14 protein-coding genes are annotated in these 18,832 nt (G+C 35.1%); 8 read left to right on the top strand and 6 right to left on the bottom strand.

Annotated features, from left to right (window positions below; all coding sequences use genetic code 11):
• The first annotated feature begins 7 nt into the window (after window positions 1–7).
• The 6 genes from TY11_RS05410 (at window position 8) to TY11_RS05385 (ending at window position 7,953) form a co-directional block, all read left to right on the top strand.
• Complete coding sequence (locus TY11_RS05410) at window positions 8–1,630, top strand: ATP-binding cassette domain-containing protein (RefSeq protein WP_052345750.1); 1,623 nt, start codon at window positions 8–10, stop codon at window positions 1,628–1,630.
• A 21-nt stretch (window positions 1,631–1,651) separates the two neighbouring features.
• Window positions 1,652–2,767 (top strand): non-hydrolyzing UDP-N-acetylglucosamine 2-epimerase, encoded by a 1,116-nt coding sequence (gene wecB, locus TY11_RS05405; RefSeq protein ID WP_042143700.1) that lies wholly within the window; start codon window positions 1,652–1,654, stop codon window positions 2,765–2,767.
• Window positions 2,768–3,376: 609 nt separating this feature from the next.
• A complete protein-coding gene (locus TY11_RS05400; RefSeq protein WP_042143699.1) occupies window positions 3,377–4,543 on the top strand; it encodes a nucleotide sugar dehydrogenase in 1,167 nt (388 codons plus the stop codon).
• Between the two features lie 238 nt (window positions 4,544–4,781).
• The gene (locus TY11_RS05395) at window positions 4,782–5,639 is read left to right on the top strand and encodes a protein phosphatase 2C domain-containing protein (RefSeq protein ID WP_042143696.1); all 858 of its coding nucleotides are present in this window, start codon (window positions 4,782–4,784) and stop codon (window positions 5,637–5,639) included.
• Window positions 5,640–5,783: 144 nt separating this feature from the next.
• Entirely contained in the window at window positions 5,784–7,244 is a 1,461-nt protein-coding gene (locus tag TY11_RS05390; RefSeq protein WP_042143694.1) for an APC family permease, read from the top strand.
• 433 nt (window positions 7,245–7,677) lie between these two features.
• A complete protein-coding gene (locus TY11_RS05385; protein ID WP_042143692.1) occupies window positions 7,678–7,953 on the top strand; it encodes an amphi-Trp domain-containing protein in 276 nt (91 codons plus the stop codon).
• Window positions 7,954–8,064: 111 nt separating this feature from the next.
• On the opposite strand, the gene TY11_RS05380 is transcribed toward TY11_RS05385, so the two are convergent.
• Complete coding sequence (locus tag TY11_RS05380) at window positions 8,065–8,661, bottom strand: TetR/AcrR family transcriptional regulator (protein WP_042143690.1); 597 nt, start codon at window positions 8,659–8,661, stop codon at window positions 8,065–8,067.
• 1 nt (window position 8,662) lies between these two features.
• Window positions 8,663–9,421, bottom strand: a complete 759-nt coding sequence (locus TY11_RS05375; RefSeq protein ID WP_042143688.1) for an alpha/beta fold hydrolase — start codon at window positions 9,419–9,421, stop codon at window positions 8,663–8,665.
• Between the two features lie 131 nt (window positions 9,422–9,552).
• Between TY11_RS05375 and TY11_RS20965 the strand changes: the two genes are divergently transcribed.
• Together TY11_RS20965 and TY11_RS05370 are read left to right on the top strand one after the other, a co-directional pair.
• Window positions 9,553–9,675 carry a hypothetical protein gene (locus TY11_RS20965; RefSeq protein WP_255342653.1) on the top strand — a complete coding sequence of 41 codons (123 nt, stop codon included), beginning with the start codon at window positions 9,553–9,555 and terminating at the stop codon, window positions 9,673–9,675.
• A 500-nt stretch (window positions 9,676–10,175) separates the two neighbouring features.
• Complete coding sequence (locus TY11_RS05370) at window positions 10,176–11,531, top strand: sodium/glutamate symporter (RefSeq protein ID WP_042143686.1); 1,356 nt, start codon at window positions 10,176–10,178, stop codon at window positions 11,529–11,531.
• 90 nt (window positions 11,532–11,621) lie between these two features.
• Here TY11_RS05370 and panD read toward each other — a convergent pair whose 3' ends face one another.
• From panD to TY11_RS19805, 4 genes are all read right to left on the bottom strand, one after another.
• Window positions 11,622–12,014 carry an aspartate 1-decarboxylase gene (panD, locus tag TY11_RS05365; RefSeq protein WP_042143684.1) on the bottom strand — a complete coding sequence of 131 codons (393 nt, stop codon included), beginning with the start codon at window positions 12,012–12,014 and terminating at the stop codon, window positions 11,622–11,624.
• Between the two features lie 262 nt (window positions 12,015–12,276).
• Window positions 12,277–13,908 carry an amidohydrolase gene (locus TY11_RS05360; RefSeq protein ID WP_042143682.1) on the bottom strand — a complete coding sequence of 544 codons (1,632 nt, stop codon included), beginning with the start codon at window positions 13,906–13,908 and terminating at the stop codon, window positions 12,277–12,279.
• 29 nt (window positions 13,909–13,937) lie between these two features.
• Window positions 13,938–15,347 (bottom strand): sodium/glutamate symporter, encoded by a 1,410-nt coding sequence (locus TY11_RS05355; protein ID WP_231495783.1) that lies wholly within the window; start codon window positions 15,345–15,347, stop codon window positions 13,938–13,940.
• A 177-nt stretch (window positions 15,348–15,524) separates the two neighbouring features.
• Entirely contained in the window at window positions 15,525–18,404 is a 2,880-nt protein-coding gene (locus TY11_RS19805) for a peptidoglycan-binding protein (protein ID WP_052345749.1), read from the bottom strand.
• Window positions 18,405–18,832 lie beyond the last annotated feature (428 nt).

The raw sequence follows: 18,832 nt of genomic DNA, 5'->3' as shown, positions 1-18,832 counted from the left end.
GCTTATTATGCAAAAGCCAATTGTATCCATTAAAAATGTTTCAAAAACGTATAGTTTATTTAAAAAGAAATCAGATCAGCTGTTAGAACTATTTTCATTTAATAGAAATAAAAGAATGTTCTCAGCTTTATCAAAAATATCTTTCGAAGTCTATAAAGGAGAAACAATTGGAATTATAGGGGTGAATGGTTCCGGAAAATCAACACTTTCTAGTATTCTTGCTCAGGTCACACCTCCTACATCAGGAGAAATAGATATTCAAGGTGAAACATCTTTGGTTGCTATCTCGGCGGGTTTAAACAACTTCTTAACAGGACTTGAAAATATAGAATTAAAATGTCTTATGCACGGGCTAAATAAGAGGGAAATTGAAAAGATTACTCCTGAAATTATTGAATTTGCAGATATTGGTGATTTTATAAATCAACCAATTAAAAGCTATTCAAGCGGTATGAAATCTAGGTTAGGATTTGCTATATCTGTGCATATTCAACCAGATATTTTAGTTGTAGATGAAGCATTGTCTGTTGGTGACTCAACTTTCTATCAAAAATGCTTAGAAAAATTCGATGAGTTTAAGGAACAAGGAAAAACAATCTTTTTTATTAGTCATTCATTATCTCAAGTCCAATCAATTTCTGATCGTATACTATGGTTAAATTTTGGTCAGGTTCATATGTTTGATGATAAAGATGTTGTTGCTAATGAATATAGCACATTTATTAAATGGTTTAATGATTTAGATAAAAAAGAGAAAAGAGAATATCGGGAGAAAATGTTATACACTCAAATTGAGAAAGATTTTTCCAGTTCGAGAAATAGAGTTTCTCGTAAAGAAAGAAAGAAGAATTGGGCAGGAATTAATACCACTATTCAATTTTCTCTAATTCTAATTTACTTTATTATTGCTACAGTGCTAATGTTTGTAGATAATCCAATAAGTGCGATTACAGGTCTAAATCATTCGGATAACGTAGTGATTGAAGCAGAAGAGCCAACTTTGAATGTTCCAGAGGAAGAAGAGAATACTTTAGAAACGGTAGGAATTAATCAAAATGGCTTGATACAAGTAAAAAGTGCAGCTATATATAATGATATGGAGTTCAGCGATAAATTAGCTGAACTTCCATTTGCTACACAAATTTACATAGTTGAAGAAATAAATGATTCTATGTTTAAAATCGAATCTACTTATGGATTAGGGTATGTTGAAAAGAATAAGGTTCAAATAATAGATGATGAAGGCGTTGTACAAGTAGATGTATCTGTTGATGAATTTATTCCATTGTTTCCTGAATCTCTTCAGCAGACATACGGATTCTTTTTTAGCTTTTTAAATGCTGAAGGTGATACTATTAAAGATAGTCTTCAAGGTTTAACGGATGAATATGAGGATGGAAACGGGAATATTATTCTAGAATATAGTTATGAAAATGTTACCTATACTCTAAACGATGAAGGCCAGTCATACGTGGTTGAAATAGATAATCTAGATTTAGAACAGCTAGATGAGGTCAATATCACCGGTTCTTTAGAATCCCAGGAAGAAGGTCTTTACTATTATCTAACAGATACTTACCAAATATATCTTGACATAACTAATGAATCAATACGTTTTGAAACTTATTAACGGAAAGGGGCGGAAAAGGACATGGGAAGAAAAATTAAAGTTATGACTATTTTCGGAACAAGACCAGAAGCAATTAAAATGGCACCGCTAGTGCTGGAGTTGAATAAGCGTTCGGATGAATTTGAATCAATCGTAACAGTAACGGCACAACATCGTGAAATGCTGGACCAAGTATTGGAAACCTTTAACATTACTCCTGATTATGATTTAGACATAATGAAGAAGCAACAAACTCTTACGCAAATTACGACTAGAGCTTTAGAAGGTCTTGACGAGGTTATGAAGAAAACAAAGCCTGATATAGTTTTAGTACATGGTGATACATCTACTACTTTTGCTGGATCGTTAGCTGCTTTTTATAATCAAATTGCAGTTGGACACGTGGAAGCTGGACTACGTACTTGGAACAAATATTCACCGTATCCGGAAGAAATGAATCGTCAGCTGACTGGTGTCATGGCTGATTTACATTTTTCGCCTACTGAGAAGTCGAAAGAGAATTTATTGAATGAAAATAAACCAGCAGATCGGATTGTTGTAACAGGTAATACTGCCATTGATGCTTTAAAAACCACGGTAGACCAATCTTATTCTAATGAAATCTTGGCTAGTCTTGGTAACAAGCGTTTAGTATTGATGACTGCACACCGTCGTGAAAACCTAGGAGAAAATATGAAGCAAATGTTCAGGGCTATTAGACGTTTAGTAGATAAACATGATGACATTCAAATAGTTTATCCAGTACACTTAAACCCTGTTGTACAACAAACGGCAAATGATATCTTGGGCGATAATGATCGAATTCACTTAATTAATCCCTTAGATGTTATAGATTTCCATAATTTCGCAGCAAGAGCACATTTGATACTAACTGATTCTGGTGGAGTACAGGAGGAAGCACCTTCATTAGGGGTACCTGTTCTAGTCTTACGCGATACTACAGAGCGACCTGAAGGAATTGATGCTGGAACCTTAAAACTTGTTGGTACTGATGAAGATACAATTTTTAATGTAGCTGACGAATTACTATTAAATAATGAAGCACACGAAAAAATGGCTAAAGCTTCAAATCCATACGGAGACGGAGAAGCATCAAGAAGAATTGCAGATGCGATTGTTAAATATTTTAATAAATAACTATATTGACGTTTTTTGTATATAGCTCGAAAACGCAGATATTCCTTGATATTCTGAAGACAGCATTATAGCTATCTAGCAAGTTATATTTAGATTTCTGAGTCAAATCGAGAAGTTAATAATGTCTAGTAATACTTCTATATTTTTTAACTACCCCATCTAAATTAGATGGGGTTTTATGTGTTGTTATGTATATTCAGTATTCAGATTTATAATATGTGTCCCTAGGAAGAGATAAGCATATGGAGTTTCTGGCTTTAATGTGAGATATTGAATATATGAAAAGTTTCTGTCAAACTATATAAGGACAATCCTATGTATCTTTAATATTTTTTTCTATATATGGTATTGTTGAGGATGTAAGGCTATTTAATATTCTTCCAGCAACTGAGTGTATGTAAATTTTTAAATATATATTGGAAACAATAATCCTTTGAAATAATTACTACATTAGAACATGCCAAAGATAATGTTAATAATGAAGTGGAATTTGAGTGAATGCTTTGCTAGCTGAACCTAGTGAGATTAGCAGATTGTTGATGATTATGACTTTAAGTATAAATGATCTTTAATGAGGATATTATTACAAGAAGGAAAGAAGGATTAAGTATGAAGATAACTATCGCAGGAACGGGATACGTCGGTCTATCTAATGCTGTTTTGCTTGCACAGCACAACGAAGTCATAGCACTAGACATCATCCAAGAAAAAGTAGACATGATTAACAATAAAAAGTCACCAATAGAGGACAAAGAAATTCAAGAATACCTTGAAACCAAAAAACTAAATTTAACGGCTACCTCAGACTATAAAGTAGCTTATCAAGACGCAGAATATGTTATAGTTTCTACTCCAACGAACTATGATCCAGAAAAAGATTATTTTGATACCAGTAGTGTAGAAACAGTAATAGGAAATGTTTTACCTATTAATCCAGATGCTGTAATTGTTATCAAATCAACAATCCCAGTTGGATACACTGAAAAAATCAGAAAACAGTTTAATACAGAAAATATTATTTTCTCACCAGAGTTTCTAAGAGAAGGTAGAGCTCTTTATGATAACCTTTATCCATCTCGTATTATCGTTGGAGAGGAGTCTGATAGAGCAAAAGTATTCGCTAATCTGTTAGTTGAAGGGGCAATTAAAAAGGATGTTCCAGTATTATTTACTAATTCAACTGAAGCAGAAGCAATCAAACTATTCGCCAATACTTACCTTGCAATGAGAGTATCCTTCTTTAATGAATTAGACTCCTATGCTGAACTAAAAGGTCTAGATACTAAGCAAATTATTGACGGTATTGGTTTAGATCCTCGCATTGGTGATCATTACAATAACCCATCATTTGGTTATGGTGGTTACTGCCTACCTAAGGATACAAAGCAGTTGTTAGCAAACTATGCAGATGTGCCTAATAATATTATTAAGGCAATTGTTGATTCAAATGACACAAGAAAACAACATGTTGCCAATATGATTCTTAAGCGAAGCCCTAAAGTAGTTGGTATATACAGATTAACAATGAAAACTGGATCTGATAACTTTAGACAATCTGCTATTCAGGATGTTATGAGTCAGCTTAAGGACAAGGGGGTTGAGGTTATAATTCACGAACCAACTCTTACAGATGATACATTCTTTGATTCTAAAGTAGTTAATGACTTTGAGGAGTTTAAGGATATTAGTGATGTAATTGTTGCTAACAGACTGTCTGATGAGTTGAAAGAGGTAAAAGATAAGGTTTATACTAGGGATGTATTTAGTCGAGACTAATTGAATGAATACTCAGTAAACTAATGAAAACTAAACCCACTAAGCTATAGAACTTAGTGGGTATTTTTACGGAATTATTCGATAGTAAAAGAGAATACATTCTCGAGTTTCAACTGTGAGTAAACTTTTATAATTTAAGTATTGTCGGTTAGATTGAAATATTGATCTCAATAACCGTAATTTTTATCATTGAATTTACATTACTAGGCTACCTTGTGGATAGGAGAGATATAGATAAATGAAAGTTACAAAGGTATATAAAACAGGAGACAAAACTATAAACGAAGATAACTTTGTTATTAATGGCTCGAATCGAATTTATGCAGCCATAGATGGTGCAACGGGATTAGCTGGTGTTCCTGGCCAAATCGCTTCACAAGTAGTTAAACATGAGTTAGAGGAAAAAAGTACAAATAAAACATTACATGATCGTGTAGAACTAGCTAATGAACAATTAGCATTAAAGATTATGGAATACTTTAATGAACACATTAGAACAGTTAATGAGTTTGAAGAAATACATAAAGAAGAAAGAAGCTCTACTGGCCTAGCTGCCATTCAATTAGATGAAGCAAGGCATTACTTTGATTATATTCAAGCTGGAGATTGTATGTTGTTTTTACAATATGAAAATGGTGATATTCGAACAATTACGTTTGACCACGTTCAACAACTTGATCAAATGGCAGTACGTGAAATTATTAAATTACGCAATAGTAGCGGAAACCATGACCTAGGAATAAAAGAATTACTAGAAAAGGTAAAACCGATACTACTTACAAACCGCAATAAATTAAATACCTTTGAAGGATATGGCATCATTGATGGTAGTAAGGAAGCAATGGAAAATTTGGAATATGGTAGAGTATCAATGCGGCGAGTGAAGAAAATTCTACTGTTAAGTGATGGGTTAACAATGCCAACTCAAGATCCTAATCAGGATGGGTGGAAATTATCTGTGGAATTTGCGTTTCAGCATGGATTGGATGCGTTGCTAGAGGAAGTTTCGAAAAGGGAAGAGAGTGATCCGGAGTGTGTGGTGTATCCTCGGTTGAAGCCGCGGGATGATAAGACTGGAGTATTAATTGAGGTTTGACATGCAAGCAATAGTGATTAGTTATATGTAGGAACTAAACAAAGCAACTGGTACGGACCTCATTACATTTGGAAGAAAGTTATGGTAGGATATTGTAGTTATTTGTCAAAACTATACATCAAAGAACCTTAAAGGAGACTCAGCATGGAAGAAAGAAATACATTAAAAAAATCCCTAAAACCACAATGGGTATGGGCAATTGCCCTGGGCACTGCCATTGGGTGGGGTGCTTTTGTTCAACCTACTACCTGGATGTCCACAGCAGGACCTTTGGGTGTCATGATAGGTTTTGGTATCGGTGCTTTATTAATGATGGTCATAGCAGTCAGCTACGGTTTTCTAATAAAAAGTTTTCCTGTCTCAGGCGGATCATTCGCATATACATTTGTTAGTTTAGGGAGGACACATGCATTTATATGCGGATGGTTTTTAACATTTGGATATTTATGTATCGTAGCCCTTAATGCATCGGCATTTGCTTTGATGATTAAGTTTGTTTTTCCGGAAGTCATTGAGAATTTCCAGTTATATCAAATTGCTGGTTGGGATGTTTATTTAACAGAAGTAATTGTTGCAACTGCAGCTTTATTAATTTTTGGTTACTTTAATATTAAGGGTTCTAGTATGTCAGGGAGAATCCAGTTTATTTTTTGTTGTGTGATGGTAATTAGCGTGGTGGCATTAACGCTAATGGTTGGCATACAACCAGATGCAGGTTTAGCAAATGTACAACCTCTATTCAATCCTGAAACAACTGCAATTGCAGCTATTTTATCCATTGTTGCTATTGCACCTTGGGCATATGTTGGTTTTGATACCATACCTCAAACCGCAGAAGAATTCAATTTTTCTTCTAAAAAAGCATTTAGCCTAATTATCTACGCAGTATTTTTTGCATTTGTATTGTATGCTTTGATGATTCTTGCTACTGCAATGGCTACCCCTTGGGAAGGATTAGTAGCAGCAGGACATCTCTGGGGGACTGGGTTTGCTATTGAGGAATTACTAGGTACGCTCGGATTAGTGATATTAGTTGTTGCACTATCAATGGGGATCTTTACTGGTTTGATTGGTTTTATCATGACCACAAGTCGTCTCTTATTTGCTATGTCTAGAGCGAAAGTCTTACCTGGAGCGTTTTCGAAAGTTCATACCACATACAAAACACCATATTTTAGTATTGTTTTTGTTGTTGTGGTTGCCCTATTAGCACCGTGGTTTGGAAGAGAAGCATTATTATGGGTAGTTGATATGTCCTCAGTTGGAGTAACAATTGCGTATTTTTATACTTGTTTTTCGGCTTTTAAACTATTTAAGTGGAATAAGGATGAAAAATATAATGCGGACATAAACGTAGTTGCTCCAGTAAAGAAAACAATATCTGGTATAGGAGCAGTTGTAAGCTTAATCTTCTTAGGATTATTATTAATCCCTGGTTCACCAGCTTACTTAGGAGTGGAGTCACGAATTGCATTGGTTGTTTGGATAGTGCTAGGGGTTATCTTCTATATTATGAAGAGGAAAGAATTTAATAGTATTCCTGAGAAAGAATTGAATTACTTGATTCTAGGGAATGAAAAAGTGGTTGTGAAGAATAGGGATTAAGTAAATAAGTTTAATGATACTGTTAGAATGAATGCACCAATTGGTGCAGACATCATTCTAACAGTTTTTTATTTAAAGTTGTTATTTTTTGTGCCTGTAAAAAACACCCACTAAGTGATGATTCTGACAATGATTATATTGTAAATTTTCGAGGGGGAAAATAATCATTAAGTACAAATAGGGTTTATTCTTTTGAAAGGGAACAGTTGTTAAATTCAATTGGATTTACATGAAACCCTGATGACTACTGAGATTACAAATAAAATTATAGATTCGCGTTTGAAGCCAGATATATTTGCTATAGTTGTTAAGATGTGGTATCAAGAAGTTAATGGTGAACTGGGTATAAGACTATCAAGAAAAGGAAATGGTGTCTTACATTTTGTTTACTGCACGGATACTCCTTTCACCGATATATAAAGGAGGAATTGTTATGGAAGAGAAACAACCTACATCACAAAAGGTAATTAAACACAAAGAGAAGCAAAGTGTCATCGAGTTTGCAACAATACTGGAGAAAATGGCAAAAAAATTAAAGGAAGACGGTAAATTCACTTTTGTGCGGGGGACGGAACATATTGAGGTTTCTCCTACCAATCAACTAAAGGTGGAGTACGAGTATGAGGTAAAAGGTGACAAACACGAGTTTGAGATGGAGTTTGAGTGGATAGCAGGAGAGCATACTGTTAAGACGATGGATATTGAATAATTGAAAAAAGCCTATGGGTGAGTATAGGGACTGCTGAAAATGGTGCTATTTTAAGCAGTCCCAACCGGTCTCCAATGGCTTACTTAAGAGTATATAAAGGACTAGCCTCTTTTACAGGGCAGACTCCTTGCAAAACTCTCTTATAATTTGTTTCTTTATTTCTTCCCTGGGAAACTTCTGTGGATAAGTTGATATCATCAACATAATACCTTGTAGCACGGAGGAAAAATATAACGATCGTTTCCTTGGCTCTGTTTCTCCCATTCTCTCAAATATTTTACATTGCAACTCAAACTGTCGAGAGTTTTGTTCGATAATGCGTTGACTGAATTTAATTAACTCTACATCATCCTCTGGTTGTGTTTGCAGATGAAGATAAAACCGATGGACTTCAGGTTTCTTGTGTATATTATCAATAGCACCGTTGACTATGAATTTAAGTTGTTCACTAGGTGTCTCTTTGGAGATTGCTTCTGTCATTACTCCAACCACTTCCTGGATCCTATCCTCGACCATTTCAGAAAGCAGTTCTTCTTTTGCTTTGTAATAGTTATAGAGTAACCCTTTCGAAATGCCCGCATGTTTAGCGATAGCACCTATTGAAGTAGTGTAGTATCCTTGTTTCATAAATAACTCCATAGCTGCAGCGCTTATTTTCTTTTTGGTTGATTGGCGAATACGATCATTTTCCTCAGGTGAACGTGGCATATTAACTTTCATCCTCTATAAAAGTAGTTACTTCTTGATTTAAAAATTCATAATGGGTGAGGGGTATCATATGATCGCCGTCCTCTATTTCGATGAAACGAATGTTTGGAACTTTATGGAATTGGTCGGCAACTCGTAAATTATCTGGTAAATCCTTTTTGCCTATCAGAAATAAAGTTTCGGTATTCAATTCTCCTAATCGTTCCATAGCTGGAGGTTGTGGCCATTGCATACAGAAATCTGCAGGCCACTTAAACATTCGCTCGAAATGATGCCTAAGCATTTGAACAATTAGATCTTTTTGTGGAGTATCGATTACCACTTGATATGTCGGTGAATGAAGGGCAAGTTCTAACATGCTATCTATATTAGGGGCAGCTTCTAATACTTTATAATGATATTGTTCAAACTCCCTTGAATAGATAAAACCAGTTAATGAGGGGGCAATTAATACGAGTTTTGAAACTCTCTCAGGGTAATTAAGGGCTAAATCGGTTGCTATCTGTCCACCCATGGAATGGCCAATAAGTGTTGCCTGTTTAAGTTCAAGATAATCCATTACCGACAGTAGGTCTTCAACGTAGTTGGTATGTTTTAAAGGGGTTGGTGATTTCCCTGCACCGCGGCCATCAAAAGCAATTACTTTATAATTCTTAGATAAAAGGGGTGTCAATAATTTCCACAGCCTTATATCAGACCCACCACTATGAATAAGAACAACAGGATGACCAGCACCAGTAATTTCGAAATTTAAATCCAATACAATCCCTCCTATTATTTCCAATGAATGAACGTTTAGTCAATAGAAAAACAGACACCAATTTTGAATGTTCAAAGATATGATCTCTATATCGCTGAAATAAATGTGATGTTCAACAATATGGCTCGATTGTGGAAGGTGATCTTATTGAATATCAATTAAAATTAAATGGATTTAAGATAATTTCTCCCGAGGCAAAGAATTGGTTAAATGAAAGTGTGGAAGAGTTAATCGGTCATTGGCAGTCAGAATAATGGAATTTATATAGAAGTGGCAGGTCTTTGGATATATGATGAATCCAGAGACCTGTTCTTTTGGTGGGTGGTCTAGGGCACTGCTATATGTCCCTTTAATTCTATACAGCCACAATATATTTACCTGAAATGATTACTATCCAACATAATGAATTACAGAATAATTTAATGATTTTAACAAAAATGTATTACTTGAACCGTTGTTGGAAATAGATTATTCTTAAAAAGTAACTCTACTGTGTATTAAGTTAAGACATCCAATATCCTTGGGTATAAAAACTCTCTAGAATTGTCCTCATTCATTATTTTGATTTCCCACAGAGCTAAGAATCTGTATATATCCCATTCGTTGAAACATCTTATAAAAGGACAAGATTTCTCAGGACTAAAATGTAATTTAATAATTAGTAATGTAGTACTCAATTAAAATTGTTGGAGAATTATATTTTGACTATACGTGTTTTTACATATACTTAATGAATTTGAATGGAGGAAAATAGATGGAATTTACACCATGGACTTTACTTACTGATTTAGGTCTTATTTCCTTATTGTTGTTACTAAGTGTTTATATAAGAGCTAAGGTAAAAATTGTCCAACGATTATTTTTACCCGCTGGAATAATCGCAGGTGTCATAGCGCTTGCATTTGGGCCAAATGGCATTGGTATACTCCCTTTTTCTAATCAATTAGGCACATATCCTGGAATACTTATTGCAGTAGTTTTTGGAGCACTACCTCTTACATCCCCAAAAGTTAACTGGAAAGAAATTTCAAGAAGAGTCGGAAGTATGTGGTCATATTCACAAATTGCAATGCTATTTATGTGGGGTGCAGGTCTTCTTTTTGCATTACTAATACTAAATCCTTTCTGGGATGGACTTCATTCTGGTTTTGGCTTGTTGCTCGCTGCTGGTTTTGTTGGTGGACATGGTACAGCTGCAGCAATTGGGGACGCTTTTGCTCAAAATGGCTGGGAGGAAGCAACTTCAATTGCAATGACCTCAGCTACTGTGGGGATTATTAGTTCTATTTTAATTGGTATGGTATTTATTAAACGTGGTGCAACAAAGGGAGATACAAATTTCTTACCATCATTTAATCAATTACCTACAGAACTTAGAACAGGATTAATTCCAGTAAAAAACAGAAAAGAAATAGAAGTTGATACAGTTTCCTCAATTTCTATTGACCCTCTTATTTTTCATATTTCTTTGATTACTGGTATTGCTTTAATTGGATACTATTTAAGTCAATTAGGTGCTAGCCTACTACCTAACGTAGCAATTCCTGCCTTCTCATTAGCTTTCTTAGTTGGTTTGCTTGCTAAGAAAGTAATGACTGTAACAAAGTCAGATAAATACGTTTCAAAAGAAGTTGTGAATCGCATCAGTGGTGGGGCAACGGATTTATTAGTTGCATTTGGTATTGCGTCCATTAGCGTGTCAGTAGTTGCTCAATATATCGTTCCTTTAGTATTGTTATTTATTTTTGGTTTAGTTGTTGCCTGGACTTACTTCTTTATACTTTCAAAAGGATTCTTTAAACAACATTGGTTTGAAAGAGGTATATTTACTTGGGGATGGACTACTGGAACAGTAGCTATGGGAATTGCTCTTCTTAGAATTGTAGATCCAGACATGAAGAGTAATACACTAGATGACTATGGGTTAGCATATATACCAATTGCTCCAGTTGAGATTTTACTTATTACATTTGCACCAATCTTGGTAGTTAACTCCCAATCTTGGATATTCATTGCAATTACTTTAGGTTGTACACTTATTATATTCATTATTGCAAAATTAAATGGATGGTTTAGTTTTAAGGAAAAAGAGAGTGTTGTTAAGAGATAAGCTGGTATATTTGCTACTGTGTTATTATTCAATTTAAATAAATCCAACTGACTGGCAATTCAGTTGGATTTATTATTTATTTAAATGTGATTAGATTTTTACTCCTTCTGGCCAGTGTAGGTCATGCTCTTCGACACTAGTAATCAGATTATTTTCATCAACAAATACTACTCTAGGTTTTAGTTTTTCTATTTCCTCATCCGTCATCAAGCCTAGACTTAATATGATTACAATATCCCCAGTTGAAAATAAATGTGCAGGTGGACCATTTAAGCAAATACGTTTAGAACCCTCCGGAGCCGGTATTGCATATGTTTTCCATCTAGTTGCATTTTTCAAGCTTGTAACCTGGACCATTTCATATGGTTTAATATTTGCTTCCTTCATTAACTTATAATCAATTGTTATACTTCCAACATAGTCAAGTTCTGCTTCCGTAACTGTTGCTCTGTGTATCTTTCCTTTACACATTAGGCGTAGCATTCGAAATTCCTCCCTTGATGTTAACTGACATTTCTGTAAATTATAAAGGGTAGAATGGGAGAGTACAATGAGGTCATAACATTCGTACCAGTTAATGAAACTATGCTCTATTTCTGAATAGCTTTAGTTGCATGTAATAATAATAATTTCAGAAATAAAATGGGTGGATGACTGAATTCAATGGACTCATTTTTCCTGGAGATAACTCAATGCCCCTCCACCGCAGGCGCTACTGCCAACACGCCTTCAAATTACTCTAACCCTACCAAGCAGTCTGAAACGAATCAAAAGAGGCTCTATAAATGGTATTGCCTTCTTTTATAGTCTCCACTACTTGAATATCCTTCAATTCCATCTTCGCAACTTTCAAAGGATTTTCATCTAAGATAACTAAGTCAGCAAGCTTTCCTTCTTTAATACTTCCCTTAATATTTTCTTCGGAATATTGATATGCTGCATTAATGGTTAATGCTTTTAATGCATCGTAAACACTTACACGTTCTTCAGGACCTATCGTTACACCTTTTCTAGTTTGACGATTCACTGCACACCATAATGTATGAAGCATATCAGGTTTTATTACAGGTGCGTCTTGGTGAAAGTTTACACAAAGCCCTCTATCGAATGCTGATTTTGCAGGGCTAATTCTATTTCCCCGTTCATCTCCAAGATTTTTCAAATGAACATCGCCCCAATAATATGTGTGGGAGACGAAGATGGAAGGAATCATCTCTAGTTCAACCATTTTGTCTAACTGATCATATCGAACAGTTTGACAGTGAATCATTACTGGACGTAACTTATTTTTATTAGGGTTATTAGATTCTTTTAATGCTGCTTCATAGTTTCGTAATAGTTGATCAGATGCAGCATCTCCATTACAGTGTGTCAGAAGTTGAACATTATCATGGATAGCCATTGATGCCATTTCTTTTACTTGTTCATCCTTAAACCAGGGGTAACCTAGGTAGCTTTCTTCCCCTTCATAGGGCTCTGTCAACCATGCAGTTTTACCTTGTGGAGAACCATCTAGAAACATTTTGTAGCCACCAATTCTAAAATGATTGCTATAGTTGGTTGTGTAGTCTTGATTGTTTTTCCAGATTTCTCTTGCATCGTCTGATACAAGTGGATATGCCACTACATCCACTTTTAACTTTTTCTGTTTGGATAAGGTCTTAAATAGATTAATAGTATCTAGAGATGTAGCCCCATCCTGGATGGTAGTAATACCATTTTTAATATAAATGTCTTGTGCTACTAATGCTAATTCAGCAGTATCCATTCCTGACTGTTTGAAAACTTTTTCTTGAAGTGGCATCATAGCGCCTTCTTCTAAGTAGCCGTTTGGTTCATTACTACCTTCTATTCTTCCAATGTGACCCCCTTCTGGGTCAGGGGTATTTTCATCAATCCCTATTAATCTCAATGCTGCATCATTTGCAATCCCCATGTGTGCTGAAGCATGGGAGATAAAGATAGGATTTTCCGTTGAAACTTGATTTAATACTTCCTTTGTTGGGTGTTTCTCTTCTAATAAATTATTATGATCATACCCAAAACCTACAACCATTTCTCCTTTAGAAATCCCTTTTTCCTCCATATATGCCTTCATGGTATAAATGATATGATCAAAACTTTCACATCCACTTAAATCGGCAAGAACGGAAATTGGTCCAACCATAGAAATATGCCCATGTGCATCGATGAAGGCAGGCATTAAGGTTTTACCTTCTAAATTTATTTTTTCTATTTTTTCTTTGCTTAATAAATATTCTACATCATCTAACGTGCCTACTTTTTTAATCTTACCATCTTCTACAAGTACAGCTTGGACATGGTCATTTTCGTTCTCCATAGTGATAATGTCTCCACCATAATATAATCTTTGCATAGTAAACTCCCCAATTCATTTAATATTTTTTAGACAGCAACAAATTCCTTTTTCTTCGTTTGTTCTTCTAAACCAGTATTATCTTTAAAATCATATGTTTTCTTACCCCACACACGAAATACCTTTAAAATGATTAAATATACTGGAATAGGAGCAAGGAGAAGAAGTATTCCTGATACGAAGGATAGTGTCCCTGCTGCCATTGCAAATATGGTCATTAATGTTACATAAGAAGCCATCATTGGTACGTTCATCATTCCGAGTTCAATCGCTGTAGTTGTTCGCAATGAAGGATCAACAATTCTCACTAATGCCATTCCACTTGGAACAGTGCCAGTTGCAGTTCCAAAGAATCCGAGTGTTCTTTCAAAATCATTTTCCCCGCCCAAACGTTTACCAAAGTAAAGTGAAACGATGACGGTAATGAGGGTGATAACAAGCGAAACAGTAATGATAGGAACTAACCATTGTTGGATAATACTAAACTTAACAGCCATAAAGGAGCCAACAACTAGGAAATCGGTAGCCCATCCAGTGATCTTGGATTGAAATGTGTTATCTAACATATAGTCGATTTTTAGTTTCTTCATAATAAATTTAACAAGATAAGCTGCCAGCATACCGTAAATAAATAACATGCTACTTATGGTCGCACCTATACCAGGTATTAGTGCGAAAATCTGTGACATTCCGATGGCTAGCACATAGCAAATTCCAATAATGGCAAAATGGAATGTCATGGTATCCATATTTCCACTAAACATGGTTTCCTTTCCTAATTCAGGTTTTTCTTCATTCTTTGCGTAGAAGCCTCTTTCAATAAAGCCTTCCACTTTATTTTTTCCTAGTTCCTTTGCCAATCCTCGTTTTACACCGAGTTTGGCTAATGGAACACCAACCAAGAAGCAAATAAGGAATCCAATAGCAGCAAAGGTTATTCCGACTGTTGCTGCATCTGCAATTCCATATTGTTGTTCAAAAATGGTTCCAAATGTTGATGCCTGACCGGGCCCTTGTGTAAATGCAAACGGAATTAATAATCCATAAAGGGGATCCATTCCAAAGAATCCACCAACTAGAAGAATTATAATTGCACCAACAGCAGGTGTTAATGCGTACAAAAGATTCCAGAGAAATCCCATACCTAATGAACCTTTTGCAATATTCTTTCCAGTAGAATTTGAAGAACTTTTATGTTTAGAGCTACTTGTTAACCCAATTGAAATAAAGACAATAACAAACAAATGGTTCACGATTTGCACAAAAATATCCAAGCTTGTCGATGTAATAAGACCAGTATTCATAACAATTAAGCCAATAACACCTGCAATTACACTTGCAGGTACGAGCATATTCCTAATAAATCGAACCTTCGTCCGAATGATCATAGCTATACCAAGCATGATGCTAGCTATACCAAAGGCTATCATAAACTCCATGTGTTATCCTCCTGTTAGTACCCCAATTTTATAAAAATTTAAAAATGTATAACTTAACAAATTATACAACGATAAAATAGTCATCTGAAAGGTTGTTAGAATGTCCGTACCACTGTTAGATAAATAGGAAAAGACATAACTAGGAGTAGGGAATCTCTAGTTATGTCTTTTTGGTATTCATTGAATTCCTTCAATTGTAAATGTATTGGAAAGCATATTAGCCATTCCAATTTTACTTCTAAACTCTTTTCCTGATATGGTGATGGTTCCATTTTCTCCTACGATAGAAATTACAGTTGGTCGATTGAATTTGGTTTCTTCAACTTTTACATCGATAATTTTTCCGGCGTTTGGATATAATTTTTCTAAGTCTTGCTTTGATATGGTATAACTCCACCAATTTTGCGAGTATTTGAATGTGTCGTATGGGTCCTCTTTTCCAACTAGATATGGTACACTATTCCCCCAAACCTCTACTGCATCAACTGTGTGTCCTCCCGAAGAAGCGGAATAAACAGCATCAATTAATCCACCATTATAAAGAATCACCTTTCCCTTTGTATCAGAAATAGCTTGATTAATTTTGGTTACATATACCTCGGGAATATCTTTTGGAATACCATTATAGACCTGAGAGCGTACCGTATCATAAACATCAAATTTACCATTATAATTCCGTTGGATCTCTTTTAAGACATAGGTACGAGCTGCTAGTGTCTGGGTTTTGAATAAGTCGAGATTATTCCAGCTTGGAATAATTTCATAAGGGACTACACCTTTTAGATAATTCTCCACACTTAAGTGGTTTACAAGATCCATTGTTCCACTGTTTGATGAAACGTAAAATATGCCTTCATACTGCATATTGTCAAAATATAATAATCCGTCCTTAGACGAAGAAATTTGAAATTGAGTTGTCCGTGTATAGGTATTATCACTATTTTTTATAATGTATTCACCGTCTTGGTATTGAATAGTTGTTTCTGAATTCGCTAAAAACTCCTTATCTCCAACTTGATAAGGCTGATTACTAGAAATTTTTAAGGTACTTGCATTTTGTGTCAGCAGAACTCGTACAATCTGATTTTCAGTGTCTCGTGTACCAATTTCAGTTCCTGTATAATAGTACTTTAATATTGCATCGTAAGAGTACCCAGATTGAGCCATTCCATAAGCACCCCATTGGGTCATCCCAACAGCATGACCATATCCTTTCCCTGTTATATAAAAGCTATTAACCTCTGCAACTGATTCTGCGATTTCTGCAACTTTTTGCAGTGTTCTTGAATCAGCAATACCACTTATGGGGAGATTGTGTGTCTTTTGAAAATCTTGTACGGCTTTTTTCGTACTAGTTCCAAAAAAATTCGTCGGAGGATTCTTCCAGTTGACAATTCCGATTTTTGCTAAGTCTTTCTTTAATTGAATTGCATCAACATGGCTTTTTCCATCCTGAAGGGGGCTAGATAGTATTTCTTTCATTTTATTTATTGTTTCCTGATCTGCAGTGCCATTTGCTTCTAAACCATAATAAGTCTGAAAATTCCTAAGAGCTTCAACAGATGTTCTACCAAAAAAGTCATTAGGATGGTTTTTCCAATTGATAAAACCAAGTGTTTCGAGATTCAATTTTAGTTCAATCGCATCAGTTCGATGCATCCCCTCTTGGAGTGGAACATTTGCCAACGCTTCTAGTTTTGATTTCGTAGCAGCATCTACAATACCAGTGGCTGGTAAGTTATAATCGCTCTGGAAAGATTTTACGGCGGCTTCCGTCTGTGCACCATAATAGCTATTTGGTGGATTACTCCATTTAATATAACCAAGTATGTCGAGGTTTTTCTTAACATTAATGGCATCTGCGCGGTTCATTCCCGGTTGTAGCGGTGCCGAGGCTAATTCGTTTAGCTTGGATATTGTAATCTTATCGGCAATCCCTGATGTAGGAAAATCATTATCTCTCTGGAAATTTTGAAGGGCTATTTTTGTCCCTGAACCAAAGTAATTTGTAGGTTCGCTTTTCCAATTGACATATCCGAGAATTTCTAAATTCTTCTTCAGTTGAATGGCATCATCATGACGTCCACCCTCCTGAAGCGGGCTTGATACTATTGATTCCATTTGGTCTATGGTTATCTTATCAGCAATCCCAGTAACCTGAAGACCATAATGAGCCTGAAAATCCATTAGTGCTAGCTCTGAAGAACTCCCAAAATAATTATTAGGTGGATTCTTCCATTGGGCAAATCCCAATCGCTCAAGGTTATTCTTTATTGTGATAGCATCATCTCGGTACATGCCTTTTTGAAGTGGTTCTGTTGTTGACTCTGGAGTTGGTTGATCTTCTAAATCTTGTGTATCATCCTGAGTGTCAGGAATCCCATTTTCAGAACTAGCTTTAATTGGAACTACTATCACTTGTCCGACATAGATAGTATCGCTGGTAAGGTTATTGGCCGTTTTAATCTGATTAATGGATACATCATATAGTCTAGAAATACGTGTTAAGGTATCACCTGGTACTACGATGTATGTAGTATCTTGTACAGCGGGTTGAGATGTAGTGAACGAACTATCAGCAGCACTATTAGTTACATTATATTGACTATTTGTCGTAGAAGGTTCTACATTAGCTTCAAACGCGGTAATACCAGCATCGGTATTTTGTTCATTAGTATCTGGATCAAATTCTGATGAATCTTCTTTATTTTTAGATATGGTTGCTTCATCCATAGCTTTATTTGTGTTATCCTCTACTTGAAATGTATATGCTGATGCTGATGATGTTGATGGAGAAGTAGGATTTTCCTCTGCAAATGTTTGTACAGGTAATACCGTTAAACTCATCGTTCCAAAGGCAATCTTAACAATTCCCTTTTTCAAATTTGGTAAATGAGTTTCTATATATTTCTTGGCTTCATTTTCAAGTGAACGTTTTTTCTCTTTAAATTGAAACTCATCACTAAACTCTTCGAAACCAAAGCGGTTATCTATATATAATGTAACAACAACTGCATTATTTTTCTGTTCGATCGAATGGTTAATAAAAAGATTCATCATGCCACTCCCTAAAAAATATCTTTCCTATAGGATTAGCAATTTATTGGGGGTTCATTCTAAACATGTCTTAGTGCTGTAATGTTACAAAGTATTGATAATACTGGGGACAATTCAATTGCATGAGAATATACATTAGTCCTGTTTCCAGTTATCCATTAAGCTGTCATATTATAAAATCTTCAAGGACAGTATGTTATTTATATGGTAAATTAGTAGGGGAAGCTAGATTTTTACTTGTCAGGAGTTTGCAATTCCTATTTAGAAGGCAATTTTATCTATCGGGTATATGTTGCAAAACTAGTGAAAGTTAGAATACTTTTGAGGCATTATTGGGTATGAAGAACTTATTTCCAGTATATCTTAGCTTTCTTTATACAGAAATTAAGTCTGATAGTAATATGGTTCAAATAATAGTAATTTTATAC

The sequence above is a fragment of the Paucisalibacillus algeriensis genome (assembly GCF_000577245.1).
Classification (GTDB): domain Bacteria; phylum Bacillota; class Bacilli; order Bacillales; family Amphibacillaceae; genus Ornithinibacillus.
Note: the sequence above shows the minus strand (reverse complement) of the source record. Positions and strands in the feature narration are given on the sequence as shown.

Coding starts and splice junctions, on each gene's coding strand:
- TY11_RS05400 (WP_042143699.1), top strand. CDS start 3,377: ATGAAGATAACTATCGCAGGAACGGGATACGTCGGTCTATCTAATGCT.
- TY11_RS05390 (WP_042143694.1), top strand. CDS start 5,784: ATGGAAGAAAGAAATACATTAAAAAAATCCCTAAAACCACAATGGGTA.
- TY11_RS05395 (WP_042143696.1), top strand. CDS start 4,782: ATGAAAGTTACAAAGGTATATAAAACAGGAGACAAAACTATAAACGAA.
- TY11_RS05385 (WP_042143692.1), top strand. CDS start 7,678: ATGGAAGAGAAACAACCTACATCACAAAAGGTAATTAAACACAAAGAG.
- TY11_RS05410 (WP_052345750.1), top strand. CDS start 8: ATGCAAAAGCCAATTGTATCCATTAAAAATGTTTCAAAAACGTATAGT.
- TY11_RS05360 (WP_042143682.1), bottom strand. CDS start 13,908: ATGCAAAGATTATATTATGGTGGAGACATTATCACTATGGAGAACGAA.
- TY11_RS05355 (WP_231495783.1), bottom strand. CDS start 15,347: ATGGAGTTTATGATAGCCTTTGGTATAGCTAGCATCATGCTTGGTATA.
- TY11_RS19805 (WP_052345749.1), bottom strand. CDS start 18,404: ATGAATCTTTTTATTAACCATTCGATCGAACAGAAAAATAATGCAGTT.
- wecB (WP_042143700.1), top strand. CDS start 1,652: ATGGGAAGAAAAATTAAAGTTATGACTATTTTCGGAACAAGACCAGAA.
- TY11_RS05380 (WP_042143690.1), bottom strand. CDS start 8,661: ATGCCACGTTCACCTGAGGAAAATGATCGTATTCGCCAATCAACCAAA.
- TY11_RS05370 (WP_042143686.1), top strand. CDS start 10,176: ATGGAATTTACACCATGGACTTTACTTACTGATTTAGGTCTTATTTCC.
- panD (WP_042143684.1), bottom strand. CDS start 12,014: ATGCTACGCCTAATGTGTAAAGGAAAGATACACAGAGCAACAGTTACG.